The sequence below is a fragment of the Bacillus paramycoides genome, assembly GCF_038971285.1.
Taxonomy (GTDB): domain Bacteria; phylum Bacillota; class Bacilli; order Bacillales; family Bacillaceae_G; genus Bacillus_A.
Map to the genome: position 1 here is coordinate 929939 of NZ_CP152427.1, position 26460 is coordinate 956398.

Here is a 26460-nt window from a genome sequence, read left to right on the forward strand (position 1 = left end):
GCCGCTGTATTCAACAGTTATCTTAGCAGGCCCTAATCGTAGTTCCTACAGTGAGAACATAAGTTTCTTCTATGTTAACTCACCACGTTTCCTATCTTAGCGTGGTTTTTGTAGCAGGGAGATAGAACGTTAAAGATTTTGCGATTGTAAGAATAAAAGAAACGAGCTCAAATCCACAAGAATTACAATTTGAATTAACCGGTATAGAGTAAGAAGATAAGAGGTATCAGCTCTTGTAGGGAATCGAAAGGAAATACTTTTCTAATTTTTAATAGGATTTGGAGTGGAATGAAATAATATAAATATAAAATTCGATACTTTTTTTATTTTTTTTACTTGTTCTTAACTTTATTAGATAAGAGCTTAATTTGCTAATTCTAATGAAATATTACTTTCATTAGAATTAGCAAATTTCGTTAAATATAATATGAATTTAGGCAGGGATTTTTATTATGCCTTGTAATGCAAACACAAGTATCTTTACTTTATGTACTGATTACTCAAAATATGGACCAGGTGCAACTTCTGTAGATGTATACTGAACTATGGGTCCGAATGGTAATACAGTAGTAGCAACGAACTTTTTGTATACTTTCTATCTGCAACGATATAATGGCTCTACACGGATGAACCAACGATTAACGCCTGGTACTTACCGTGTATTAATGAGTTATTAATCTCAAGCTAATCCATCTTATAAAGGATTGATTAATACTTATCAATTTAATGTTGCTCGTTAATTAATAATTTGCTGGGGGAAGTGATGAGAAAAGAACAAATCTATTCGCTTTTTATCTAATGCATATCATTGCTCAGATAGAATATAATACGCTTATTAAATTAGAAAATAGATATGAAATTTTTTATATCTTTATGAGATAAGAAGAACAATAGAATAAAGAGCTTTACTCTAAGGGAAAGTTTCTAAAGAACTGCAGAATAAAAGAATTACAAACGCTAGAAATTCTATTCTATATATTTTTTAAAAATAATAAGGTTTACATATATATAATTTTATTTTTGGTAAATCTTAGAGGAGGATGAGGAGAATGGTGGAAAAAGAAATTATCTTATATGGAAACAATCGATGTAAAAATTGTGTAGATGCAAAAGAGTGGTTACAAGAAAATTCTATTCCATTCATTATGAAGGATGTTGCAGATGAAGGGAATCTGCAACAGTTTAGAAAATATAATGAATCGATTATTCCGGTGCTAATTACTAAGGATTATAAACAAAAAACAGAAACAAAAATAATCAGTTTCAATTCTAAAAGTTACGAGAAAATGTTAAAGTCCAAAAAATAATATCAAATATGCAACATTTAACATACTGGGAATCACTCAGGAATATACAACTTCAATTCAACATGCTATTAAAAAAATAAAATCGAATTTTTAAAGTGATATGTAAAAATTCGTATTCTACAGTTAGCAAAATAAATTGGATGCGTTTCAACATTCGGTTTATTTTTGTTAACTTATTAAACAGAATTAATGAGGTTATTTTTTATTTAGAGTTATTTTTTAATTTTATATAGTTAACATACATTTCTAATTGTTCCCATGCTTTTTGACGCTCTTCTTTCGGGAGAGTTTCTATTAGCTTTATTATATTATTTCCTTCTTCAGTCACAACCCTAGATTCAAATTCAGTTAATTCCGGGTCATCTGATCTACCTAACAGATAATCAGTTGTAGTGTTGAAAAAATCAGCTATTTTTTCTAATGTTTCACGACCAGGAGCTTTTTTCCCTTTTTCAAAATAAGATATAGCCATTTTAGAAACGCCAACAGCGGTACCTAATTGTTCTTGAGTTATATTTTTTTCTTTTCTTAGTTTTTTTATTATTTCTCCGATCATCATTCAACCTCCTTTATAGAAAGTATCCAGTTCTTAATAAATTATAAAGTAAACAATATGTTTACTACAAGTAATGTTTCTTATTTTATGAAAAAGTATAAATCTCTGATTTACTTGAGTGGAAATAAGAAATAGTATTTTATAAATGTACATAGATGATGATAGATAACTTTTTTCTCAACATATATATTATAAATGAATCAAACCGCGAGGATTTTTGAATGATAACTTCACTTACTATATAGATGCATAATGCGTAGGGGATTACTCCTACATGACGAACCAGCCTCTATTCCAGAAGTCAATGAAAAATCATTAGATAAGCGTTTATATAACATCAGATTGGATAAACGATCAAATCTGATGTTATATATTTTTTGTTTTTTTTATTTATTTCACTTTCCTTTCACTTAATAGAGTAAGAACCTAATTTAATTACATTATTAAATTAAGTCCCACTAATAAGAAAAAGGGAGAGAATTTATAATGGTAGAGACAAAAGGAGATCCAGCAGTATTTGCAGTACAAACATGGGTAAATGATAAGTATGGAAAAGTCGCAGGCTTTCAGCCAGCGCCTTTAAATGGTAAAACAGGTTGGTCAACTGTATATGCCTTAACAAGAGCACTGCAAGTAGAATTGGGTATTACTTCACTTGCAGATGCATTTGGACCAACTACAGCTTCTAAATATAAGCAGTGGGGTGAAATGACTTTAGGAAAAGTTCCTACTGATGCAAAAGGAAAAGCGATTGTTACAATTTTAAAAGGTGCTATGTATTGTAAAGGATATAATCCAGGGAAATTTAATGATGTTTTTGATGAGAATACGAAAAATGCAGTTGTAAGTTTACAAAAAGATGCTGGTCTTCCAATCACTGATGGTAAAGTGTATGACTATATTTTTAAAGCATTCTTAACAATGGATGCGTATCGTCTTACTCCAGGTGGAGATGCGAAAGTAAGACAAATTCAACAAGATTTAAATAATAAATATTACAAAACGTCTGGTGTTCAACCAACGGATGGTCATTACCAGCGAGGTACAAACAAAGCTTTAGTGTATGGTTTACAAACAGAAATAGGAATTGCTGCTGGTTCTCAAACTGGTTCGATTGGTCCTGCAACAAGAGATGGTTTACCTACTTTAAAAGAAGGAAGTTCAAGTAGATTCGTTACATTATTCCAATATGCTTTATATTTTAATGGTTATGATTCTGGTTCATTTTCAACAACATATAATGCAACTATAACAAATAAAGTGAAGGAGTTCCAAAAGTTCACTTTACTTCCTGTTGATGGAATTGCCAATAAAGGAACTTGGTTATCGACATTAGTTAGTACTGGTGATCCTGATCGTCCAGGAACAGCATGTGATTGTAGTACTGAAGTCACGGCTGCTAGGGCTCAAACTTTAAAAAGTCAAGGATATCAAACAGTTGGACGTTATTTAGTGAATGTTGTTCCTGGAGGTAGAAATAAGAAAATTCAAGATGGTGAATTGAAGACAATTTTTGATGCTGGTTTAACGGTATTTCCAATTTATCAAACAATTGGAGATTCTAAGGGATATTTTAGTGCAGATCAAGGAAGAGCTGATGCAGGTGAAGCAACGTTAGCAGCTCGGAAGTATGGATTTAAACCAGGAACAATTATTTATTTTGCTGTAGATTTTGATGCATTAGGTGAGGATATTGATACTCGCGTTGTTCCATACTTTGAAGGGGTTGTAGCTGCTTTAAATCAAATGAGTAAAGGTGAGTATAAAGTTGGTGTTTATGGTCCTCGTGGAGTATGTATAAAAGTTTCTTCAAAAGTTCCAGGAGTGGTATCTAGCTTTGTAAGTGGAATGTCTTCAGGTTATAGTGCTAATTTAGGATATCCGCTACCAAAAAATTGGGCGTTTGATCAAATTAAAGAATATACAATTGGTAGTGGCGCAGGGCTTATTTCGATTGATAAAAATATAAAGTCAGGTCGTGATCAAGGGCAATCTTCTGTCGAACCTAAATCAATTGATCTTCATAGTCTTTTCACGGATAAATTAGGAAAACTTCATGACCTTGCTATAAAAGACGGAAATACTGTTATACAGGTAAATGATTTATGCTTAGATTACCTTCGCTATGGGCGATACAATGGAACGAATTGGGATTTAGTAGCAGGACCACTTAATGAGGCCTTTATTGCAAAAGCTAAAGCTAACATTGGACCTATTGAAACATTCCCTAATCTTTTAGATTATAAAACAGGAATTGATGTTGATTTACAACATATGGCAGCAACATGTGATTCCGTAGTTACAATGAAACAATTAGGAACTCCGTATCTTTCTGATTTTGCAGGTTGGTTGGGAGATTTGTTGACTACAATTACTGATGCTAAAAATGCGGTTGAAAAAGCAAAAAAAGATGGGAAAACTTTGAGTTTTTATGATGCTGCATTTAATGCAATTGGTGCACCAGGGACAAGTTTTTCTTACACAGATTTAGTAGCAGATGTTGACGCATATAATATTGGTAGAATCATTATAAATAGTGGCTATAAGACTTATGTAAAGGATGCAATTCTAAATTATTATAAAAATGATAGTGGAACAAGATTTAATATGTTCTTTAAAGAGAGATTTGGAGGAAGTTTTGAACAGGCGGCTAAAGAGGTTGAATACTTTTTAACTGTGCCACTTAAATTTGACATAGATGCTGATATAATTGTTGCAGCAAGAACACAATTTCTTCGTGCATTTGGTGTTAAACCGTATACTTCAGAAGAGGCTAAAGAAATTGCTCGTGCTTGGAGTAAAAAATTAGCTATATTTCAGGGGAATGAATAAGCATAGTTTATAGAATGAAAATTGTAAGATCTACTCTATTGATATTTTTATATCTGGAGAGTAGATAGTAAATGGTTGAATGTAAAAGGGAGATTTCAAATTGAATTCTCCCTTTACAATTTACTTAAAAAATAATGTCCCCTTATAAGTTTCGATATAGATGCGCCCGTCTTTTTCTTCTTTTATTTTGCTATCAAAATGTTTTATCCAATCAACAATGCCTCGATCACTTTCTGTGACATTTTCTCTTACATATAGGTATGAATTAATTGATTTATAAAATGTATAGTTAGTTAAAAGCCTTTGACCAAGAGAAATAGGAATATCTGAATTTGGAGTCTCCTGAATTATATATGGAGATGGGAGAATGTTATTACTGTTAACATATACATAATATTTGGACTGATTAATGGCCCATTTTAGCCATATTATTTGAACTATTATTATAAGTATGGTTACCGTTTTTTGTGTTTTTTTGAAATTTTGTCCTGGAAAAGAGTAGTAGATGAAAATCGGAATAGCAAGTAAACCAACCCAAGCTACCCATTTGTCTATTGGTGCACCATTTATCCAGAAGATAAAACCTAAAGCTTTTGTAAATACAAATAAACAAACAAGACTTGTGCAAATTATTGATAAATAGTATGTTTTATTTTTCATGATTTTCTCCCCAAAATATATTTTCATAGAACGAATATAAGAGTATTTTAAAAAGTGTATAGCGTATAGATGTAAAGTCCAAAATAGTAACTTAAATTAAATATTACAAGCATAACGCGTTGGTACGTTTTACTGGCTCCAGCTGAAAATAAAACGCCTATAAGTGGTGCAAATAAACCAACTTTCCAAAAGACATTTGCTGATTCACTTATTTCTAATGTATTTTCATTTACTATAGTTAAAAGAGCGTAAGGTACACATATTAAAGATAATATAGCCCATTTGTTCAAAGTGCCACCTCTTTTTGATGTTTTAATATAAATAATATGAAAAGATTTTTATGATTTGGAGGTGTATCCTACATATTTGGAATTAGGCTATAATAAGTTATTATTTGTACTATTAATATATCCACCTATTGTTCCAGTTTCAACATCATATTCCAATGTTTTCGTTTCATATTCAAATTTCATTACTATTGAAACTTTAGTAGTATCTTTCCATGAAATTTCATAAAGGTCCGAACTATTAACTATATTAAAATTAGCTACCCTTACTTTTGTTTTCTCTACAAGTTTGTTTTTTTCTTTAAAGTAAATCTTTATGTATTTATCATCGAAGATATGTCCATATGAAATTCCCGTAATTTCTATTTGATTTGCTTGGTTGGATGACGTATTTTTTACAAGGGTTCTCTCGTTTTCTTGAAAAAAAGCCAATAAATAGGATGTGTAATAAGTATAAAAATAATACTCATACCTAATAAAAATTTTAATATACAACCGCCAAAATCGTAATCTGTTATTTTATCATTACTTAGCCATTGACTCATATTAGTTTCACCATTCAACTTTAGTATAATTAGATGGAAAATTTAAAAATATTTTAAAGTGTCACCTTTTTTAACTTTTTAATAAGAATAGAATGTTAACTATATCTATAAATTATTACATTTATTAGAGATTTATTTTAGAAATAATTTTTCACACTTCAATTGGTTTAATTTACCACGAAGTGAAATAAACCGCTAGTGTTTTCGCATGATAGCTCTACTTGTGTAATATGTAGAGGACTTACATGACGAACCATCCTCTACTCCAAAAGTCAACAAAGATCATTAGATAAGAGTTTATAAATTTTTTTATTTCACTTAATAGGATAGGAGCCTAATTTAATTACAGTAATTGAATTAAGTTCCATTAATAAGGAAAAGGGAGGGAGTGTTATGGATTTAGCGGTGTTAGTCCACTTGTAGGTTCATTTGGACCAACTATAGCTTCTAAATATAAACAATAGGGTGAAATGACTTTAGGAAAGGTTCCTACTGATGAAAAGAAAAATCGATTGTTACAATTTTAAAAGATGCTATGTATTATTGCAAAAGATATAATGCAGGGGAATTACAGCAACGTTAGTATCAGGTGTAAAGAATACCTATATTAACTTTTTAAGGAATATATTTGAAAAATCACAGAAATATTATAATGTAAATAAATAGATATATAGATTTTAAAATTATTATATGAATAAATTGGAGGAATAATAATGAAATTAGGTAAATTAGCACTTATCGGAGTATTAACATTTGGTGGATTTACAGCAGTAGAAATGATTAAACCAACTACACAAGCTGCTGCCGCTTACCAAGAGCCTTATACAGAGCCATCTAAAGATTTATGGGGATTCACTAATATTGGACAGTTACCTTATGCAGGTACACAAACTTTGCTTGGGAAAAATTCTTATGAATCTGGAGATAGATTTTACTATACGCAAGATACGGTAAAAACAGATGATAAAGCTATTTTAAAAATATATAAAGTACATGCAGATGGTTCAATACATCGCTATAAAACAATTTATCCAAGTTTTGGTGAACCTGGACATGTATATCCAGGTTGGGCGACTGAATTTACAGATGTCTACACTTCTGGAAAATATGTAGCTGTTTTCCGTGATGGTTCTACATTCGAATATAGTAAGCAATTTCAAGTTAATTAATATTGTATTAAATAATGCAATAGAGACATACCTAAAGTTCTAGAAAATGATATTAGGCAACTCGGGAAAAATAGTTCTTTTTTACTATATCGTTATGCAATGGATTGCTAGGAACGAGAATCCTCCCTAATATCCTCGCTCTGAAATTGGGTATATCATGGTTCAAATACTGCCGTTGTTTATGACGTTGCAAAAGTTATTTAGTCCTACTGAATGTAGGACTTTTTTATTTATCATTTTAGCTAATAAGAATCCTTCCTCAAGGAACGCGAAGTGAGTTTGCTTTGGACAAGGGATGGCAGGAGTTGGCGCAGTTAATACACAGCCAGCATCTACGGTATCTGTACAAAAAGCAATCCAGTCATATTAAATACAATCGTTTCTTCCAACACTTCACCTTATGAGGATTTTCTAAAAATAGGTTAGAAGGGTGTGTAGTTGTATTGCCCATAATTTACGGAAATGGATAAAAACAGCTCAATCAAAAGAAAAAAACATTCATAAGTAGAAAAACAATAGGTTTTCTACTTATGAATGGGAGTTATCCATATAAAAGTAAAAAACAGAAGATAAGTAAGTTAGAATATATTTTCTGTTATGCTTTTCAGATAAACGAAGATCATAGAATACATAATTTTAACTAGATTTATTATTAGCTAGTTTATCCCCACCACCAAGCTCCGCCTCAATCTGTGAAGTCTTCGATGACTCATCCATACGCCAATACGTAATAAAGCTAATTGCGATACATCCGGCTACGTAGAAGTAGAATAGTGATTCCATTCCGATACTCTTTAGCCATAATGCGATGAATTCTGCTGTTCCACCGAATATCGCAACTGTTAACGCATATGGTAAACCTACGCCAAGTGCGCGAATTTCAGTTGGGAAGAGTTCTGCTTTTACAATGGCGTTAATGGAAGTGTAACCAGTAACGATGATGAGACCGACCATCATAAGTAAGAACGCTACGATTGGTTCTGTCGTTTTTTCCATGAAGAAGAAGATCGGTGCTGTTAGTAATGTTCCGAGAATACCGAAAGCCATTAATAGTGGGCGACGTCCAATTTTATCAGATAGTAGCCCTGCAATTGGTTGAAGTACGACGAAAATAAGTAGTGCGACAAAGTTAATCCAGCTTACAACTTCTTTCGGAAGACCGACTGTGTTTACCATGAACTTTTGTAAATATGTTGTGTACGTATAGAATGCGACAGTGCCTCCTAATGTTAGGCCGACTACTGTTAATACTGCTTTCGGGTGTTTCATAAGAGCGCGAACGGTTCCTGCGCTTTCGCGTTTTTGTGATTTTATGTTTGAGAACTGCTCCGACTCATCCATCGTGCGGCGAAGCCATAATACAGCTACTGCACCCATCGCTCCAATAATGAATGGAATACGCCATCCCCAAGCTTTCATATCTGGTTCGCTTAGTAATTGCTGAAGAACAATTTGAACGCCTAACGCAACCATCTGTCCAGCAACGAGCGTTACATATTGGAAGCTTGAATAAAAACCGCGGCGACCACTACTAGCCATTTCAGATAAATACGTTGCGGAAGTTCCGTACTCTCCGCCAAGTGATAATCCTTGCAGTAAACGAGCAAGAACTAAAATAATAGGCGCCATAATCCCGATGCTTTCGTAACTCGGTGTACAGGCGATAATTAAAGAACCACCGGCCATAACCGTAATGGAAAGCGTTAATGCTGCCCGGCGACCGTGCCGATCCGCATATCGTCCCATTAGTAAACTTCCGATAGGGCGCATTAAAAATCCAACTGCGAAAATAGCTGCTGTGTTCAGTAACTGACTCGTTGGATCTCCTTTAGGAAAGAACTCTGCTGAAAAATAAACGGCGAAAGCAGAGTAAACGTACCAGTCGTACCATTCAATTAAATTGCCGACAGAACCTTTGAAAATATTACCGGCGACTCGGTTTGATTTTGCTTGAGCCATACTAATTCCTCCCCTTGCTTATAAATAAAATAATAATTATGAAAGCGTGTTCATTATAGTTGAATTGTACTGTTTACAGAATTAAATCTCAATATTATGACAATTTTATTCTTTTTGTACTTTATGTACATGGAGAGTTTTAATAGTTGCTTCATTATTAGTTTTGTCATAATAATAGAAAAAGGAGATTGATAGTTTTGAATATTTTATCAAAGGATATGAAGTATGAAGAAATCACGCAAAGTGTCATTACAAACGAAAATAGTAAGCTTAATTATTACGTTAATTTTATTTGTCGTTCTCCTGTTAGCAGGAATATTTGTTTACATTCAGTCCGTTGATACGAAGCGCCAAGTGGAACAGTTAGCGCTGCAAACAGCTAAATCTCTTTCTTTTATGCCAGCTATAAAAGAGGCTTTTCAAAATAACGAGCATAAAAATAACATTCAATCTATTGCGGAACAAGTTCGTGAGCAAGCTGGTGCCGATACTGTCATTATAGAAGATCGTTATGGAGTTATGTATTCGCATTCTAATTCGGAGTTAATTGGTACCAAGAGTAACAATCCATATAACTATGAAGCACTCACTTTTGGTGGTTATTATACGCTTGAAGGAAATGGTGAAAGTGGTTCAGCTTTAATGGCGAAAGCACCCATTATTGTTCATAACGGAGATTACGATCAAGTAGTAGGTGTTGTGACAGTAGAGTTTTTAATAAAAGGTATTGAATCTAACATATTGAGCAGAACGAAAGAAATTATACTCTTTTCCTTAGCGGTATTATTAGCCGGCATTGTTGGAGGCATTCTTTTAGCACGTAGCATTCGTAAAGATACACTCGGTTTAGAGCCAAATGAAATTGCGGCGCTATATCGGGAACGAAGCGCGATACTACTATCTATAAAAGAAGGGATTATCGCTATCGATCAAAACGGCTTTATTACGATGATGAACACCTCGGCAGAAGAGATGCTACATGTAAATGGTGATTATATGCAGCAGCACATTTCAAAAGTTTTACCAGAATTTAATATGGAAAGAGTGCTAGAAAACGATCAAGAAATCGCGTTTCAAAATAAAGTGTTTATTTTAAACATGACGCCGATACTTGAAAATAACAGTACGGTAGGCGTTGTATGTAGTTTTAGAGATAAAACAGAACTGCAAAACTTAGTGAATACGATATCTGAGGTAAGAAAGTATTCGGAGGACTTACGCGCTCAAACACATGAATTTACAAATAAGTTGTTCGTCTTATCGGGATTACTTCAGTTAGGACATTACAAAGAAGCGATTGAATTTATTCAGCAAGAATCTAATATTCATCAAAGTCAAAACCATATTTTATTCCATCAAATTCATGATGCAAAAGTACAAGCTATTTTATTAGGAAAAATCGGAACAGCGTCTGAAAAGAAAATCGATTTTCATATTGAAGGAGATAGTGCGCTTCATCCGTTACCAGACCATATAAAAGTTTCACACCTTATTACGATCCTTGGAAACATAATCGACAATGCGTTTGATGCGGTGAGTGAACGAGGGGAGAAGAATGTTTCCTTCTTTGTTACGGATATTGGACACGATATTGTGTTTGAAGTGATAGATAGTGGAGCAGGAATACCAGTTGAAAAAATCACGACTATTTTTCAAAAAGGGTTTTCAACGAAAGGGAATGATCGTGGGTACGGACTAGCAAACGTGAAAGAAATGGTAGATCTACTAGAGGGAACAATTGAAATTCAAAACGAGGAAAATGGGGGAGCTATTTTTACAATTTACCTTCCGAAAACATTGAGAGAAAGTACATGACAAACAGGGGGATGGGCGTATGTTGAAGGTTGCAATTGCAGAAGATGATTTCCGCGTCGCGCAAATTCAGGAAGAGTTTTTATTAAAAATAAAGGACGTAAAAGTGATTGGAAAAGCATTGAACGCGAAAGAAACGATGGAATTACTACGAAGGGAAGAAATCGATTTACTTCTATTAGATAATTACTTACCAGATGGAATCGGAACAGACTTATTACCGAAAATTCATGCTGACTTTCCGAACGTTGATGTCATTATGGTTACTGCGGCAAATGAAAACCATATGCTAGAAAAAGCAATTCGAAACGGCGTAAGTAACTACCTTATAAAACCGGTCACGTTAGAAAAATTCGTTCGCACAATTGAAGACTATAAAAGAAAGAAGCAACTATTACATAGTAACAATGAAGTGAATCAAGCACTTATCGACAACTTCTTCGGCATTTCGCAAATACAAGATATGAAAAACTTACCGACAGGCGTTGATCCGTTAACACTGCAAAAAGTGAAAGGGATTATAAAAGGATTGGAAGAGGGAATTACAATAGAAGAAATGGGAGAACAAATGGGTGCCTCCCGAACAACCGCAAGAAGATACTTAGAATACTTAGTAGCGACAAACGAATGCACAGTAGAGTACACATACGGCATTATCGGACGACCAGAACGAAAATATCGCATAGGACGGGGACTATGAAAAAGCGATTATTACTATGTATATGGGTTATGACAGGGGTAATAGCTGGTTGTTCTGTAGAAAAAACGAACAAGAATAAAGTGAACATCGAAGAAGTAGAAATCGTTGCGCCGAACGTTCAAGGAGCAGGATGGGACTTAACAGCGCGAGCGATGCAAAAAACACTAACAGAAGAAAAAATCTTCACCAAACCAATCACTGTCACAAACAAAGTAGGTGGCAGCGGTGACGTCGGATGGAAATATACGAAACAAAAAGGCGGTCACGTACTGGCGATTAACTCAAGCTTACTCTTAACGAACAACTTACTAGGCCATAGTAAACTAACATATAAAGACTTCACGCCGCTCGCAACTCTCGCATCGGACTGGGAAGTCGTTGTCGTATCAAAAGAATCAAACATAGAAAACGCAAAACAACTAATGGAACAACTAAAACAAGACAAGAAAAACTTCAAAATCGGCGTTGCCCCCGGCCTAGGAAACGACGATCACCTATCCTTCGTACAAGTAAGCAAAGCCTTCGGCATAAACCCTGCCGAACTACAATTCTTCGTTTACGAAAACAAAGAAAAAATCATAAACGCCCTAACGAACAAACAAATAGGCGCCGCAACCATGACCCTATCCGAAGCCGAAAAACAATACAAAGCTGGCAAAATAAAAATACTAGCCGTATCCGCACCAAAACGACTAGACCGACTACCAGAAATCCCAACCTGGAAAGAACAAGGAATCGACGTCATATTCCAGCACTGGAAAGGAATTATGGGCCCGAAAGATATGACGAAGGAAGAGGTTGCTTATTGGGATGGTGTGATTAAGAGGATGGTGGAGAGTGATAGTTGGAAGGGGATTTTGAGGGAGCGGGGGTGGAATTCTTATTATAAGGATAGTGGGGAGACGAGGGGGTTTTTGGAGGAGAGTAGTCAGGAGTATGGGGAGTTAGTGGGGGATAATGGGGATTAGTAAATCATACGGTATGGCGTATGATTTTTCTTTTATACATAGTTTAACAAAATTATAGTAATTGTAATTGATCTTTTAAGAGAGCCTGAGGAGGATATAGAAAACAACTGTAGGGGTTTTTGTGATGGTAATTTTTGGGGTTTTAGAGGGAAACTTAATAGTGGGATTTTTTGTAATTTTGCTATAATATTAATATACAAAACAATAGTGAAACGGGAGGTGCTTGCGTGGGAAGAAGCAAACCTATGAGAGTTGCATACTATAGAGGTTATAACAATTTAGAATATCTAAAAGAAGTGAACTGTAAAGATGTCACAATGGAAATGAAAAATAAAGGTACTTTTCATTGCATGGATTGCATGAGACAGGTAGTACATGCAGGTGGGAAAAATCCTTATTATAGGCTCCCTTCAAAGGATGCAGAACATGAAATGAATTGTGATAATTATCTACCAATTGATGATTTATCTGAGAGGATTAGAACAGTAGGCGAAAAATTGAAAATTAAGTTAAAAATACCTTTTCTCTGTGGGAATGAGGAAGAGAGAAATGAAGGGGTAAGGATGAAAGGTGAGAAATCACATTCAATAGGTGGGAAATCAGTTAAAGTTGGACCTGTCACAACAATAAAAGCCTCTAATAAATCAACTACAGTTACGCTGAATAGTGCAGCAGAATTACTTTATCATACTTCTTTTGATCGTTCGGATGAGCACCGAAAGAATGTAACGAGGGTATTATGCTTTAATAAACAATTTTATTATCCTAGTATATATGATGAATTACAAAGAGACTTTGAGACCGGTAAATTGAATCCTATAATTTTTGTTAAGGGGCGATTGAATCAAAGTCAGTTCTATACATTTGAAAATCACGGTTATATTAATGTGCAAGATAAACCATATGATTATGGGCCAATAGAGTTGAGAATTCACTTTAATAGGGTCCAAGAATTAGAAACACGTTTAAAAAAGATAACTTGGCATATTAAAAGCGGAAAAAATCGTACAGAAGAAATCGGTGTAATGGGTCAAGTCATTAAAGTGGAAGTAACGGAAGATAAAATATTTATCCACATTAGATGCTATGATTTAGATGTAGAGCCAAAAGACATATAATGAGCAACTCTGTTAAAAGTAAAAAAGTTTTATAATAATAAATAGGATTTTCTATTTGGCTAATTATGGTGCGGAAAAGTACAGATATACTATGTCGTATGGTTTTTAGAAACAAGTAACAGGGCATTTCATATGTATTATAGACGTTGGTAATCACATATGAATTGTTTAAAATTAAGAAAAAAGAGGGTTAAGTAATAAAGCTTAACCTTCTTTTTTTATTGATGGATTATGGACAAAAATATCGTTGTTATAGGAAGGGTATTTTTTCGTGATAAAAAGATCCTTTAAGTTTATTTTTGAAATAGATTCCACTATGAAATAAAAGTTCATACTTATTTGAAGCTGAGTATAATTTTTCTTTTATACATAGTTTGGTAAAATAGTAGTAATTGTAATTAATTGTAACGGTGGGGATGACAATGTTAGAGCAACTCATAATTGAATTGGCTAAATTAACGAAGCAGGTTGAAGATATAAATGGTGATAAAACTTATCTGGTTATAAATAAAGATGATGAAGGATTATACGTTGAAGCTAAATTTTCACGTGAGCAATATGATGAGGAAGCACCACCTTATTTTAAAGTGAGTTTTGAAATTCTTAAGGATGCTTGGAGAAAATTTATCGCTATGCGTACAGTAAAGAGTGAAGATTTTGGACAAGCGAGTGAATGTAATACTTTCTTGGTAGCTTTCTTTTCACAGCTTCCATTTGTGAATGTAATCGGAGCAGGAGCTATTACATTTAAAGAATTCAAAACCGATAATCTACCAAGCGAAAAATACGATAAAGTCATGCTCTTTTTAGAAGAGATAATGAATGGTACATATAATCCAAGTACGTTACGTGAACAAACGGATGAAAATTTATATAGAGTGAAATCTAATGCGCGCCAAGATTTAAGATTGTTGGGATTTTTGAATGAATCTCATGAAATGAATCAGCTGCTATTAAGTGAATATGTTCAATCGGAAGATAAGAAAAACTACATGGCACAGCTAGTTTTAAAACAAGAATATTTCCGTCATGTTTTATTCGTTCTTGGATTGTTAGAGAAGCATTCAAAGGATGAAAAGAAAGAAGCTCTAGTTGATTTTGGAATGACGATTGTCCAAAATTCATTAGGGGATAATTTGATGGTCGAATCAGTAGCGAAGCGGCGTACGAATAATTTACTAGATTGGCTTGAGCAAGTAGGACTAATTAATGCTGAATGGATTCCAGCCGAACAATACATAAAAAAGAGTGAAGAAAAGGGCGGTAATATGAGTAGTAGTTTACGTGAAGTCTTTTTAAAGATAATGAAAGAATATTTGGATGCAAAAACAGAAAAATTTGCAGGACATAAATTAGGATTAACAGTCCGAAATGATATAGCAACAGAGATCATTCGTTTACCATTTATAAATGAGAAGCAGTACAGTGTGATAGGGTCAGTTGGGAAAGGGAATTGGGCAACAGTTCCGTGGATTGCGCTAATGCATAGAGATATTACAACATCGACACAGAGAGGGTATTATATCGTTTATTTATTTAGTGAAGATATGCAACGATTGTATTTGACCATTGGACAAGGTGTAACAGAAACGACTAAAGAAGAGATGCAAAAAATTAAAGAAGAGATTCGTAAGCAAATACATATGTCCCAAAAGGTGAAAAAAGATGATGAAATCTTCCTAGGTACAAGCACGAAAGCAAAGGGATATGCGAATTCAACAGCGGCTTATATTGCGTACGATGCTAAGAAAATGCCAAGTGAAACAGAGTTAGTAGAGGATCTAGAAGAAATGCTTCGCTATTATGAGGGATTTATTAACTATAAAGAGAAAGGCATTAAGTATGAAGCGATTTATGAGAGGAAAGAAGTGTATTTAGATCAGCAATCAATTATCGACCACGTGTCTTCTTATATTCAAAGTAAAGGTTTCTTTTATGAGAAAAAAGATCTTATTAACTTTTTTCTTTCATTAAAGACGAAGCCATTTGTGATTTTATCGGGTATTTCAGGTACAGGGAAAACGAAAATTGTTCAGTGGTTTGCGGAGAGTTTAGGGGCTACGGAAGAGAATGGACAATTTACGCTTATCCCAGTTCGACCTGATTGGAGTGATAGCTCTGATTTACTTGGTTATGTGAATCTTCAAGGAGAGTTTCAAGAAAGACCGTTAATTAAAGTTCTTGAAAATGCAGATGCAAATCCAAATAGGCCGTATTTTGTAGTGTTAGACGAGATGAATTTAGCTCGAGTGGAATACTACTTTAGTGATTTTTTAAGTGTGATTGAAAGCCGTAAATGGAAAGATGGGAAAATTGTTACGTCACCAGTGCTTCCAGAATCAATTACGAATAAGCATATTACGATTCCATCAAATGTATATATTATCGGAACTGTAAATATGGATGAAACGACACATCCACTAAGTAAAAAAGTATTAGATCGTGCGAATACGATTGAGTTTAATACTGTTAACTTAGATTATTTTAATTTCTTAATGGATGTAGAAGAGAAAGAAGCTGAAATTGCTTCAAATCGCTCTCTAGAAACTGAGTATCTTCATCTGAAGGAATGTTTTAAAGAAAACGAAGATCTTGTGAGAAATATATCGAACATTTTAATAGCAATAAATAAAATACTTGAATCAGTTGGAGCTCAAGTTGGATACCGTATACGAGATGAAATTTGTTTCTATATGGCATACAACGAACAAGGAAAGTTACTGTCATTCGATGAAGCACTTGATTATCAAATATATCAAAAGATTTTACCGCGTCTTGCAGGGAGCGATGGTAGAACAGAAGAGGTATTAAAACAGTTGTATGTATTATGTGCAAATGAAGAATATGATAGTGGCAATAATGACGCCTCATATGCTAAGTATCCTCGTTCAGCTAACAAGCTGTCTCATATGTTAAGGAGGTTCGAGTATGATGGTTTCACCTCTTTCTGGATCTAATAATGAAATAGAGTTAGTTAAGATTGAAACAGAGGAGCTATCATTGACGATTAAGGGAAATCCTTATCATGAAAAATATGAGAGTTTAAAAGAATATCAAGCTATGAACGCAGATGAAATGATGTATTTTCATGTAGATGGGAAGACGGAATCCGTTTCTGTATTTGATGCGAGATTGCAGAGGCTAGATGAATGGAACGAACACCCGCCAATCTTTTTTGAAAATAGAAGTTATCAGCTTGTTGTTGTTCCGAAAAAGAACCAACAGCTTTCCTTTTATCATGAACATCCGGGTTTTCGAAAGCAAGTTAGTTCTATTCAAATGGGGTCACTTCATGTGTTAATGGGGAATCTTTCGTTTCCAAATGAGGTAGGAAATACAACGTTTGAAATTAAAAACGAGCAAGATACTTTATTAACTGTTACATTTGAAGTTTTCCCGGCAAAACTTGATTATAAGGATGATTACAGAGCCTTATTAGATGAAGTAAATGATGAAATTTATAATTTAGCGTTTCATTTACTAAAGAGAACTTACTTAGGAGCATCTGCAATTTACGCTACAAATCCATCAAAGAGTGAATTTTATCGTATTTTAAATGATTCCTTTGAGCGATTTATAAAGTCAATCTCTTATATAAAAAGACAACCGCATCATACACTTATGACTAGACATCAACTTGTAAGAGGAGAAAAAATTCGTAAACTGGATTCTGTCGGAATGAACTATTTGCGAAAGAGACCACACTTGCTCCAAGGAGAAAAAAGTATACCGACTAAAGGGATTACAGCTTATAAGGAAGTTTCTTATGATACGCTGGAAAATCGATTTGTTAAATGGATGATTCAAAGAGTCGTACATAAAATAGATGATTTACTTAAGGCGCTAGAGCCAAAGTCTAGATATACACGTGGTGTAACTGATGAAGATTTGCTAGAGCATGTAAAAAATATGAAGTATCGAATGAAAAATGAATTGAACGATCCATTTTGGAGAGGAATCGGAAAATTAGATCGCTCAGTCTTTTCACTCGTTATCCAAATGGCAGCAGGCTATCGAGATGCGTATCAAATCTTCTTAATGCTATCGCGCGGTTTAACATTACGAGGACAAATTTTTAAAATGTCGATAAAAGATGTTGCTAGATTATATGAATACTGGACATATTTAAAACTTGGACAAATTCTATCAAAGAAATATATACCGCTCCATCAAGATGTTATTCAAGTGAAGCAAGACGGTTTATACGTAACGCTTGATGAAAGTAAAACTGCAAAAAGAGCGTTTAAGCATCCAGTTACTGATGAAGTAATAGAGCTTTATTTCCAGAAAAGAAATGGCAGACTACCAACAGTTACACAAAAACCAGATACGATGCTCACTATTGAGAAAAAGGGAAAGAACTATCAATATCAATACATTTTTGATGCAAAATACCGAATTGATTTTGCTGAAAGATCTTATTATAAAAGGAAGTATGGCACCCCTGGCCCAATGGAAGAAGACATTAACACAATGCACCGCTACAGAGATGCATTAGTAGTGGAACAAGAAGGACCTTTTGAGCGGACAGCTTACGGAGCGTACGTATTATTCCCATGGAATCAAGAGGAAGCGTATGAGAACCACCCGTTTTATAAAAGTATAGAAAAAGTAAATATCGGTGGCTTCCCATTTTTACCAAACGCAACAAGACTAGTCGAACAATTTCTAGATCATCTCATTGAAAAAAGCCCAGAAGAAATTATAAGAGAAGGCATCCTTCCAAGAGGCACAAAAGAAGAATGGCACTCCTCGCTAGAAGAAAAAGTATTAGTAGGCAGCGTGAAAACTGAAGCCGACTATGAAGCATATAGAAAAGAAGGCTTATACCAGTTACCAGTCACACAGCTAAAACCAGGATGGCAAGAAGCAAAGTACATAGCATTATATGCACCGAAAAAATGGCACGGAGAAAAAGGCGGTATCCAATACGTAGCCAAAATCAAACAAATTCAAATGCAACAAAACGATGATTATGTACATTTCGAACTAGAGCCATGGAAAAAACTAGACCACCTCATCCGCCCAGTAGGATATGGCATTCAAACATACACCATAACAACTATGTCATTATTAAAAGAAGTACAAGAACTCCCAGAACTCTTCATGAAATCAAAAGAAGAACGAATTCTTTGGAAAACGCTGCGTCGTTTTACGAAGCAAGTTAAGGTTGAGCTGGATCATCGTAATTTAGATGAGGCTTCTTCTGTTAAGAGTTATTATGTGGAGGATGTTCAGATTTGGGTTGATTATGAGAGTGGGGTTGTTATGGTTGGGGGAGTTAAGGAAGTTCCTTTGGAGTTGGTTGTTGGGAGAGGATCGGTGTTGTTTAGGGAGGTTTTAGAAGTACTAAATGTTAGGGGATAGCACTTAGATACAAAGGGGATTAAATAATGGATAAGAGACCGAATTTATTTTCATATGGAACAAGTGAATTGTCGCAAGATGCTTTTATTTGTTGGTTAACAGAGTGGGCGAACCCAATCTATAAAGAAACCGATGAATGCTTACATGAAGCTGGTATAGATTTTATTAGAAGAATATATGACTTACATAAAAAGAACTTTCCAGCTTCTATTAAAGAAATTAAGATTACGACACAATTTAAAGGTTTAGATATACTTATTGAAGTTAATGGTAATCAGGCTATTTTAATTGAAGATAAAACATATACAAAAGAGCATTCTAATCAACTAAAACGTTATTATGAAGATGTAATGAAATTAAAAAAATATGAAGAAAATGATCTGTTGCCTATCTATTATAAAATAGGTAATCAAAGTGATTATTCAGCAGTGATTGATGCAAAGTATATGTTGTTTACAAGAAAACAAATGCTTAAATTTTTACAAGAGAATATAGACAGAGGCGTGCAAAATCAAATGTTTTTAGATTACTATTTTTATTTAAGAGAAATAGAGCAAAAATATGATTCATATAAGACACTTCCGTTAAGCGTGTGGAAAGGTGAAGCTTGGGAAGGATTTTATGAGGAGTTAAAGCAACGTGGGATCAAAGGTCAATATGGATATGTAGCTAATCCGAATGGTGGATTCTATGCCTTATGGTGGAATGAACAAGAAGATAATAATTGTAAGCAGTATTTGCAGTTAGAAGAAGGACGTTTATGTTTTAAAATACATGTTGCTGATAAGGATAGAAGAAAAGAACTTAGGGATAAGTGGAGTAAAGCGCTAATCGAACGAAGTCATAATTCTTCTTTCAATGTGGAGAAACCTAGATTTGGTAATGGGCGATATATGACGGTTGCTGTGGTGAGGGATTATAGAGTGGGAGATGGAAAAGGAAGAATTGATATTCCTGGAACGATGGGAGTTTTAGGTGAAGTGGAGAAATTGTTAAAAATGGTGGATGTTCAATAGTAGATGCAATTATTAAATATATTGGATAAAGTGTATTGTTAACTATGGGAAGAAGAGTATATAGGGTATATGCTCTTCTTTTTATTTTTAAATAACAAGGAAAGAAAGCTAAATTTACAGGAAAAGTTCTTCAAGTAATGGAAGGGCAAGGTGAGACTCAATTAAGAATAGCAGTTAATGGGGATTACGATAAAGTATTATATGTTGCTTATAAAAGCGATATTTTAAATTCAAGAGTGTTAGAAAAAGACAATGTTACTGTTAAGGGAAAATCAGCAGGTATCTTTACTTATAAATCTACTATGGGTGGCGAAATTAGTATCCCAGCAATGTTAGTAGAAAAAATTGATATTAATTAATAAGAAGCAATGCAGCAGTTTAACCCCTAGTTAAACTGCTTTTCCATTATAATAGAAGAAAAATCAAACGGAGGGAAACCCACATGCCAACCTACAACAAACTAATCCGAAACAAAATCCCGCAAATAATAAAATCTAACGGCAAAACACCCACAACTAGAATCCTAAACGAAGATGAATACATAGAGGAACTATGCAAGAAAACACAACAAGAACTAACAGAATACATCGAAGCAAAAACAAAACCGCATAAACTAGAAGAACTATCCGACCTACTAGAACTAATAAACGCCCTAGCCGAACACGAAGGCACAACACTAGAAGAAATCAACAAAATCCGTAAAAAGAAAGCAGAAGAACGAGGTGGCTTTTCAGATCGCGTTTTTCTAATCAAAGTAACCGATAACTAACCCCTCCTAAGCCCCTACCAAGCCCCTACCAAGTAATAAATCACTAAGAAAAAACACAACAAAACAAAAACACCAACAAACACCGTAGTAGGCGTCGAAAAAAATTTTGAAATAACACGCCAAAAACCCAAGCCTCCTTCCTATATATAGTACAAAGAGGAAATTTTCATTTTTGAATGGAGACGGGAGGAATTAGGATGGCGGTGTATCGTACTGTGCAGGTGAATTTTTGGCAGGATGATTTTGTTTTGGATTTGACGCCGGAGGAGCGGTATTTTTATGTGTATTTGTTAACTTGTTCGAAGACGACGCAGTGTGGGGTTTTTCCTTTTCCGAAGCGATTAGCTGAGATGGAGACGGGTTATAACAGGGAGACGGTTGATAAGCTTTTGCAGCGCTTTGTTGATTATGGAAAGATTCTGTATGATGCGGATACACGGGAGTTATTCGTTTTAAATTGGCTTCGTTATAATCCGGTGACGAATACGAATGTGGAGAAGTGTGTGCTTCGTGAGCTGAAGGGTGTGAAGAATAAGGAGTTTGTACATATGTTTCTTCAGAAGTGCGTAGAGGAGGAGCTGAATGTTCCGATGCTTTTAGCGCATTTCGGTATGCCGAGTGATTTGGCTGTGGATGATGTTGATCCAGTTTGTGAGGAGACAGAGGAAGAAGAGGTTATAGAGGAAGAGATGGGAAGTCGTGTGTTTTCTTTTTATGAGCAACATTTCGGTAGTTTGTCTCCGCATACTGTAGAGGAACTGAGTGCGTGGATGGAAGATTTGTCAGAGGAGCTTGTGCTGAAGGCTCTTCAAATTGCGTTTGAGAATAATAAGCGGACGGTTGCTTATGTGAAAGGTATTTTGAGAGGGTGGCACGGGAAAGGGTTTACGAAATTGTGTGAGGTGGAGGCGAATACGGCGAGCTTTAGGAAGAAGGAGTCGTCTGTTAGTACGGGGGAGACGGAGGAGTTTTTGGCCAGGTGTGAGGAGTGGGAGAAGAATGCGCCGTCTGAGGAAGAGTTGCAGCGCTTTTTAGCGGAGCGCGGGTGGCGTCCATGAGTATTCAAAATGTGGAGGCGGAAAAGACGGTGTTAGGTTCTCTATTACTTGATGGAGAGCTTATTAAGGAGTGCCGTTTGACGGAGCAGTATTTTTCTCTGTCAGTGCACAAGTCTATATTTCAGTTAATGCGAAAAATGGAAGAAGAGGGGCAACCGATTGATCTTGTGACGTTCATTTCTAGGGTAGATCCGAAGTTTTTAGAGGGGATCGGGGGAATGGAGTATTTTATAGGATTAATGGATGGTGTGCCTACAATTGCTAACTTCTCTTATTATGAGGGGCTTGTTCGAGGTGCCTGGAAAATGTATCAGGCGGGTGTTCTCGGGCACAAGATGGGAGAGCGTCTTATTGCGGAGAAGAATGAAAAAATTATTGGTGAGACGATTACGGCACTTTGTGAGTTAGAGGAAAAGGACTGTGTATGTGAGTTTGATTTGAAGGATGCGCTAGTTGATTTATATGAAGAGCTTCATCAAGATGCGAAAGAGATTACTGGTATTGAGACTGGTTATACATCGCTAAATAAAATGACGTGTGGATTGCAGGAAGGTGATTTTGTCGTTCTTGGTGCGCGGCCTTCTATGGGGAAGACTGCGTTTGCGCTAAATGTTGGCATGCATGCGGCGAAGTCTGGAGCGGTGGTTGGGTTGTTTTCGTTAGAGATGAGTAGTAAGCAATTGCTAAAACGGATGGCGTCGTGCGTAGGGGAAGTGTCAGGAGGTAGGCTGAAAAATCCGAAGCATCGTTTTGCGATGGAAGATTGGGAAAAGGTGAGTAAGGCGTTTGCGGAAATCGGAGAATTACCATTTGAGATATACGATAACGCAGGCATTTCGGTGCAAGATATTTGGATGCAAACTCGTAAGTTAAAGAGGAAGTATGGTGATAAGAAGGTTTTAGTCATTGTAGATTACTTGCAGCTTATTACGGGCGATCCGAAGCATAAGGGCAATCGATTTCAGGAGATTAGTGAAATCTCTCGTAAACTTAAGGTATTAGCACGTGAATTAAATGTTTGTGTAGTAGCATTATCGCAATTATCTCGTTCCGTAGAAGCACGTCAAGATAAGCGCCCTCTTTTATCTGATTTAAGAGAGACAGGACAAATTGAGCAAGATGCGGATGTCATTATGCTTATGTATCGAGAGGATTATTACGATAAGGAAACGGTGCAGAAAGAGATGACAGAGATTCATGTGGCGAAGCATCGGAATGGACCTGTTGGTAGTTTTAAGTTGAGGTTTTTGAAGGAGTTTGGGCGGTTTGTGGAGGGAGTAAAGTAGTAAAAGGGCAAGGAAAATAGTATCTGCATGTGAATCAAAGTTGTAACGCTAATTTTATAAGTTATATAATAAAGAAAATGGTAACTAATAGTTAAGGGGGATTAGCTATTGGCAGGGAATGATATTTCTTATCATAATAAAGATATTCTTATGAAGTTTTTAAGTGAATGTTATAGGGATAAAGGGCTTGAAGCATATGGATTAAAAGGCTTTCCAAAAATAAAAGAGCTGTTATTAAATGAATTCTCGAGAGTTCGTGCAGATCAAAGGCGCTCAGATACTTTATTTGAAATGGAAGATGGTTCAATTTTAATGTTAGAGTATGAAAGTAATACCCGTTTCCTTGAAAACCATTTGAAGTATATGGATTATGCAAATCAAATTATGTATCGTTATTATAATAAGAATAAAGAGTTACCGGATATTCGAATCGTGGTTATTTATACAAGTGAGGTAATGAATCCAATAGAAGAAATAGATGTATCTAGTATACGTTTAAATTCCAAAGCGGTTTTACTAAGCGAATATAATGGTGATGCTATCCTTCAAAAGGTTATTAAAAAAATGGAAGAAGGAAAATCTTTGACGGATGAAGAAACCATGAAATTGATACTTGTACCACTTATGCATAGCAGAGAAAAAAGACAAATTTTAATTGAGAAGACGATAGAAGTAGCAAAATGTATCTCCGATGAGCAAGAACAAATTCAAGTTATTGCCGGAATTCTTGTAGCTACAGATAAATTTATTGATGAAGACTACGCGAAAAAAGTAAAGGAGTGGTTACGGATGACAAAAGTGGGTCGTTTATATGAACAGGAGAAGCAAGAAGAAATTGATAAAGCACTTTCGGCAGCTGGAATGCTCTTTAAAGGAATGAGTATAGAGGAAGTGGCTAAGAAATTAGATGTAACAATTGAAAAGGTGAAAGAGTGGGAGAAGCGTTTATCTCATTAATCGCTGGATTAATGGGAATATTTAGCGAAGGGAAAATGGCAGTGTCTGTATAAATTTATATAAAAATAGCCGACTATTTACTCTATAATAGTCGGCTATTTTTGTAAGGAGAAGTTGTTGGGTTTAATACGCAAATTTTTTGATTTGCTCTTGAATATACTTCTTATTTCCCCATAAAGAAAGATCGTCTCTCTGCAGTGATCCATTGCTCCAAATCGTCTTGGCTACGTCGGACAAGTCGATTTACTAAAACGTCATGCCATATATAATCCTCAAGTAAGTATATATGAACGGGATCATCTGTATAAAAAGCAATATTACGCTCTTCAATTGATGGTCCATAAATCATCTCTTTAGAATCTATCGATACAATAAACCAATGTTCTGTAGAGAGGGTTTCTGTATAAGGTGTGATACGATGAGCTTCTAGATTTTTAATTGGATTTTCAACATGTAAGGTAATACCTTGTACTGAAATTTTATCAGCTACCTCAGATAGTTCCTCTTTTAACGCTTCATACATCTCATCCCACATTGAAATGACAATACGGTGTTCTGCTTTTTTTATTAATGCCTGACAATAGCTAATGATTGTTTTGTTGTCTTTTAAAGTAATCACTCGATTATCCGTTTTTTCCTCGGAAGTTTCGAGTTTTTTTAATGAATCACTGATTCCTTCATAAGTAGACTGCCATTCTGATTGAGCTTTCTGTAAAAAGATTTCAACAGGTAGAGGTGAATAGCGAGTGGTGTCATTTATTTCTTCCTTCATGACAATTCCTTTTTCTACGAGGTTACCTAAAATCTCATAAATTCGCGCTCTTGGGACACCTGAATCCTTACTTACTTGATAGGCTGTAGCAGGCCCTTGTTTCACAAGAGATACATAAGATTTAGCTTCATATTCATTAAAACCAATTTTTTTAAGCTGTTGCACTATGTAGTCCACTTTTTTGTCCTCCGATGTTTGCTTTTATCCCGCTTTAACGGGCAGTAAGACCCCCACCTCAAAATTCAGCGGAAGCAAAGAAGTTAGGTGGGGATCAACTGCCCGTAAAAGCCCGATTGGTTCAACTAATAATCAGTGGGGGATGAACAAAGCCCCCCACTGATTAAAGTTTCACTTTATATTTCAACGTTACAATAACTCTTTACATTTAGCAAATTGGTAGTTACTATTACAATAGTGACTAAAGGGGAGGCTACTAGTATGGATTTTTATTTAGACCCATCTGTATTAATGATTTTGATTGTTTTTGGGTTTGTGGCTGCATTTATTGATTCAGTTGTAGGTGGTGGTGGACTCATTGCCTTACCAGCTTTATTATTTACAGGGCTGAATCCAGCAAGTGCAGTAGCGACTAATAAACTAGCATCGACAATGGGAAGTGCAACTAGTAATATTGTATTTTATCGTTCTGGTAATCTTGATTTGAAATCGGCTTTAAAATTATTTCCAATCACTTTCATAGGCTCTATAGTAGGTGCATGGACTGTTCATTTAATGAACCCAGAAGTACTGAAGCCATTGATGCTGGTAATGCTTGGTGCAGTCGCTATTTATACGATATTTAAAAAGGATTGGGGTAGTATTTCTACTCATAAGAAATTATCTGGTCGACACGTCATTATTTTTACCTTTTTTATTTTTGCTATTGGTTTTTATGATGGATTTCTAGGGCCTGGCACAGGTTCGTTTTTAATGTTTGCTCTTTTATTTATTGGGTATGATTTTTTAAAAGCAGCAGGTAATGCGAAGTTTCTTAATTTAGGAAGTAATGTTGGTGCATTGTTGATATTTATGTATGTAGGGCAAGTAAACTATGCGTATGGTTTTATAATGGGGATTGCTCAAATTGCTGGAGGAGTCGTTGGCTCCAGATTTGCTATAAAAAAAGGAAGCGGGTATGTTCGCGCTCTTTTCATTACAGTAACTTGTTTATTGTTAGCGAAAAATCTGTATGACTATATTCAGTAAGTAATTTTGGACATCTTTTCTTCAAAGAACGTAGAAAAGGTTAAATATGAAGACTACATAAAGTATAAGAAGATAACAGGGGAATTTCTTTAAAAAAGTCTCATTTAAAAGAAAAT

The 26460-nt window shown here is 35.0% G+C and carries 21 protein-coding genes and 1 pseudogene; 17 read left to right on the forward strand and 5 right to left on the reverse strand.

Going from position 1 to position 26460, the window contains the following annotated elements; all coding sequences use genetic code 11:
* The first annotated feature begins 545 nt into the window (after window positions 1-545).
* Together AAG068_RS04755 and AAG068_RS04760 are read left to right on the forward strand one after the other, a co-directional pair.
* Window positions 546-677 carry a hypothetical protein gene (locus AAG068_RS04755; protein WP_342718349.1) on the forward strand — a complete coding sequence of 44 codons (132 nt, stop codon included), beginning with the start codon at window positions 546-548 and terminating at the stop codon, window positions 675-677.
* Between the two features lie 372 nt (window positions 678-1049).
* Window positions 1050-1307: a glutaredoxin domain-containing protein gene (locus AAG068_RS04760; RefSeq protein WP_342718350.1), complete on the forward strand. Its 258-nt coding sequence runs from the start codon at window positions 1050-1052 to the stop codon at window positions 1305-1307.
* Window positions 1308-1509: 202 nt separating this feature from the next.
* Here AAG068_RS04760 and AAG068_RS04765 read toward each other — a convergent pair whose 3' ends face one another.
* Complete coding sequence (locus AAG068_RS04765) at window positions 1510-1863, reverse strand: helix-turn-helix domain-containing protein (RefSeq protein WP_342718351.1); 354 nt, start codon at window positions 1861-1863, stop codon at window positions 1510-1512.
* Window positions 1864-2349: 486 nt separating this feature from the next.
* Between AAG068_RS04765 and AAG068_RS04770 the strand changes: the two genes are divergently transcribed.
* Window positions 2350-4695 (forward strand): glycoside hydrolase domain-containing protein, encoded by a 2346-nt coding sequence (locus AAG068_RS04770; protein ID WP_342718352.1) that lies wholly within the window; start codon window positions 2350-2352, stop codon window positions 4693-4695.
* Between the two features lie 120 nt (window positions 4696-4815).
* Here AAG068_RS04770 and AAG068_RS04775 read toward each other — a convergent pair whose 3' ends face one another.
* Both AAG068_RS04775 and AAG068_RS04780 read right to left on the reverse strand, forming a co-directional pair.
* Window positions 4816-5355: a hypothetical protein gene (locus AAG068_RS04775; protein WP_342718353.1), complete on the reverse strand. Its 540-nt coding sequence runs from the start codon at window positions 5353-5355 to the stop codon at window positions 4816-4818.
* A gap of 47 nt (window positions 5356-5402) precedes the next feature.
* Window positions 5403-5645 carry a hypothetical protein gene (locus AAG068_RS04780; RefSeq protein ID WP_342718354.1) on the reverse strand — a complete coding sequence of 81 codons (243 nt, stop codon included), beginning with the start codon at window positions 5643-5645 and terminating at the stop codon, window positions 5403-5405.
* A gap of 1255 nt (window positions 5646-6900) precedes the next feature.
* Here AAG068_RS04780 and AAG068_RS04785 point away from each other — a divergent pair.
* Entirely contained in the window at window positions 6901-7356 is a 456-nt protein-coding gene (locus AAG068_RS04785; RefSeq protein ID WP_342718355.1) for a DUF5065 family protein, read from the forward strand.
* A gap of 636 nt (window positions 7357-7992) precedes the next feature.
* On the opposite strand, the gene AAG068_RS04790 is transcribed toward AAG068_RS04785, so the two are convergent.
* Window positions 7993-9315, reverse strand: a complete 1323-nt coding sequence (locus AAG068_RS04790; protein WP_000035839.1) for an MFS transporter — start codon at window positions 9313-9315, stop codon at window positions 7993-7995.
* Window positions 9316-9540: 225 nt separating this feature from the next.
* On the opposite strand from AAG068_RS04790, the gene AAG068_RS04795 reads away from it, so the two are divergent.
* From AAG068_RS04795 to AAG068_RS04850, 12 genes and pseudogenes are all read left to right on the forward strand, one after another.
* On the forward strand, window positions 9541-11130 hold the full coding sequence (locus AAG068_RS04795) for a sensor histidine kinase (protein WP_342718356.1): 1590 nt from the start codon (window positions 9541-9543) through the stop codon (window positions 11128-11130).
* A 19-nt stretch (window positions 11131-11149) separates the two neighbouring features.
* Window positions 11150-11827 (forward strand): response regulator, encoded by a 678-nt coding sequence (locus AAG068_RS04800; RefSeq protein ID WP_342718357.1) that lies wholly within the window; start codon window positions 11150-11152, stop codon window positions 11825-11827.
* Window positions 11824-12795, forward strand: coding sequence for a tripartite tricarboxylate transporter substrate binding protein (locus tag AAG068_RS04805; RefSeq protein WP_342718358.1), 972 nt, complete (start codon window positions 11824-11826; stop codon window positions 12793-12795). Before AAG068_RS04800 ends, AAG068_RS04805 begins: the two co-directional genes overlap by 4 nt.
* A gap of 227 nt (window positions 12796-13022) precedes the next feature.
* Window positions 13023-13913 carry a hypothetical protein gene (locus AAG068_RS04810; protein ID WP_342718359.1) on the forward strand — a complete coding sequence of 297 codons (891 nt, stop codon included), beginning with the start codon at window positions 13023-13025 and terminating at the stop codon, window positions 13911-13913.
* A 422-nt stretch (window positions 13914-14335) separates the two neighbouring features.
* On the forward strand, window positions 14336-16870 hold the full coding sequence (locus AAG068_RS04815) for an MrcB family domain-containing protein (RefSeq protein WP_342718360.1): 2535 nt from the start codon (window positions 14336-14338) through the stop codon (window positions 16868-16870).
* Window positions 16845-19280 (forward strand): restriction endonuclease-like protein, encoded by a 2436-nt coding sequence (locus AAG068_RS04820; protein WP_342719709.1) that lies wholly within the window; start codon window positions 16845-16847, stop codon window positions 19278-19280. The genes AAG068_RS04815 and AAG068_RS04820 overlap by 26 nt, the downstream gene beginning before the upstream one ends.
* 26 nt (window positions 19281-19306) lie before the next feature.
* Entirely contained in the window at window positions 19307-20296 is a 990-nt protein-coding gene (locus tag AAG068_RS04825; protein ID WP_098555834.1) for a PD-(D/E)XK nuclease family protein, read from the forward strand.
* Window positions 20297-20391: 95 nt separating this feature from the next.
* A pseudogene (locus tag AAG068_RS04830) lies at window positions 20392-20655 on the forward strand (hypothetical protein); the annotation flags it as partial.
* Between the two features lie 83 nt (window positions 20656-20738).
* Window positions 20739-21065, forward strand: a complete 327-nt coding sequence (locus AAG068_RS04835; RefSeq protein ID WP_342718361.1) for a nucleoside triphosphate pyrophosphohydrolase — start codon at window positions 20739-20741, stop codon at window positions 21063-21065.
* A gap of 197 nt (window positions 21066-21262) precedes the next feature.
* Window positions 21263-22123, forward strand: coding sequence for a DnaD domain-containing protein (locus AAG068_RS04840; protein ID WP_342718362.1), 861 nt, complete (start codon window positions 21263-21265; stop codon window positions 22121-22123).
* Window positions 22120-23409 (forward strand): replicative DNA helicase, encoded by a 1290-nt coding sequence (gene dnaB, locus AAG068_RS04845; protein ID WP_342718363.1) that lies wholly within the window; start codon window positions 22120-22122, stop codon window positions 23407-23409. Before AAG068_RS04840 ends, dnaB begins: the two co-directional genes overlap by 4 nt.
* 108 nt (window positions 23410-23517) lie before the next feature.
* Window positions 23518-24366: a hypothetical protein gene (locus AAG068_RS04850; RefSeq protein ID WP_000908107.1), complete on the forward strand. Its 849-nt coding sequence runs from the start codon at window positions 23518-23520 to the stop codon at window positions 24364-24366.
* 163 nt (window positions 24367-24529) lie between these two features.
* Here the strand turns inward: AAG068_RS04850 and AAG068_RS04855 are convergent, their stop codons facing one another.
* Complete coding sequence (locus tag AAG068_RS04855) at window positions 24530-25315, reverse strand: TrmB family transcriptional regulator (protein WP_342718364.1); 786 nt, start codon at window positions 25313-25315, stop codon at window positions 24530-24532.
* 261 nt (window positions 25316-25576) lie between these two features.
* Here AAG068_RS04855 and AAG068_RS04860 point away from each other — a divergent pair, with 261 nt between their 5' ends.
* Entirely contained in the window at window positions 25577-26344 is a 768-nt protein-coding gene (locus AAG068_RS04860; protein WP_342718365.1) for a TSUP family transporter, read from the forward strand.
* Window positions 26345-26460 lie beyond the last annotated feature (116 nt).

Coding starts and splice junctions, on each gene's coding strand:
- AAG068_RS04755 (WP_342718349.1), top strand. CDS start 546: ATGGGTCCGAATGGTAATACAGTAGTAGCAACGAACTTTTTGTATACT.
- AAG068_RS04760 (WP_342718350.1), top strand. CDS start 1,050: ATGGTGGAAAAAGAAATTATCTTATATGGAAACAATCGATGTAAAAAT.
- AAG068_RS04765 (WP_342718351.1), bottom strand. CDS start 1,863: ATGATCGGAGAAATAATAAAAAAACTAAGAAAAGAAAAAAATATAACT.
- AAG068_RS04770 (WP_342718352.1), top strand. CDS start 2,350: ATGGTAGAGACAAAAGGAGATCCAGCAGTATTTGCAGTACAAACATGG.
- AAG068_RS04775 (WP_342718353.1), bottom strand. CDS start 5,355: ATGAAAAATAAAACATACTATTTATCAATAATTTGCACAAGTCTTGTT.
- AAG068_RS04785 (WP_342718355.1), top strand. CDS start 6,901: ATGAAATTAGGTAAATTAGCACTTATCGGAGTATTAACATTTGGTGGA.
- AAG068_RS04790 (WP_000035839.1), bottom strand. CDS start 9,315: ATGGCTCAAGCAAAATCAAACCGAGTCGCCGGTAATATTTTCAAAGGT.
- AAG068_RS04795 (WP_342718356.1), top strand. CDS start 9,541: ATGAAGAAATCACGCAAAGTGTCATTACAAACGAAAATAGTAAGCTTA.
- AAG068_RS04800 (WP_342718357.1), top strand. CDS start 11,150: ATGTTGAAGGTTGCAATTGCAGAAGATGATTTCCGCGTCGCGCAAATT.
- AAG068_RS04805 (WP_342718358.1), top strand. CDS start 11,824: ATGAAAAAGCGATTATTACTATGTATATGGGTTATGACAGGGGTAATA.
- AAG068_RS04815 (WP_342718360.1), top strand. CDS start 14,336: ATGTTAGAGCAACTCATAATTGAATTGGCTAAATTAACGAAGCAGGTT.
- AAG068_RS04820 (WP_342719709.1), top strand. CDS start 16,845: ATGGTTTCACCTCTTTCTGGATCTAATAATGAAATAGAGTTAGTTAAG.
- AAG068_RS04825 (WP_098555834.1), top strand. CDS start 19,307: ATGGATAAGAGACCGAATTTATTTTCATATGGAACAAGTGAATTGTCG.
- AAG068_RS04835 (WP_342718361.1), top strand. CDS start 20,739: ATGCCAACCTACAACAAACTAATCCGAAACAAAATCCCGCAAATAATA.
- AAG068_RS04840 (WP_342718362.1), top strand. CDS start 21,263: ATGGCGGTGTATCGTACTGTGCAGGTGAATTTTTGGCAGGATGATTTT.
- dnaB (WP_342718363.1), top strand. CDS start 22,120: ATGAGTATTCAAAATGTGGAGGCGGAAAAGACGGTGTTAGGTTCTCTA.
- AAG068_RS04860 (WP_342718365.1), top strand. CDS start 25,577: ATGGATTTTTATTTAGACCCATCTGTATTAATGATTTTGATTGTTTTT.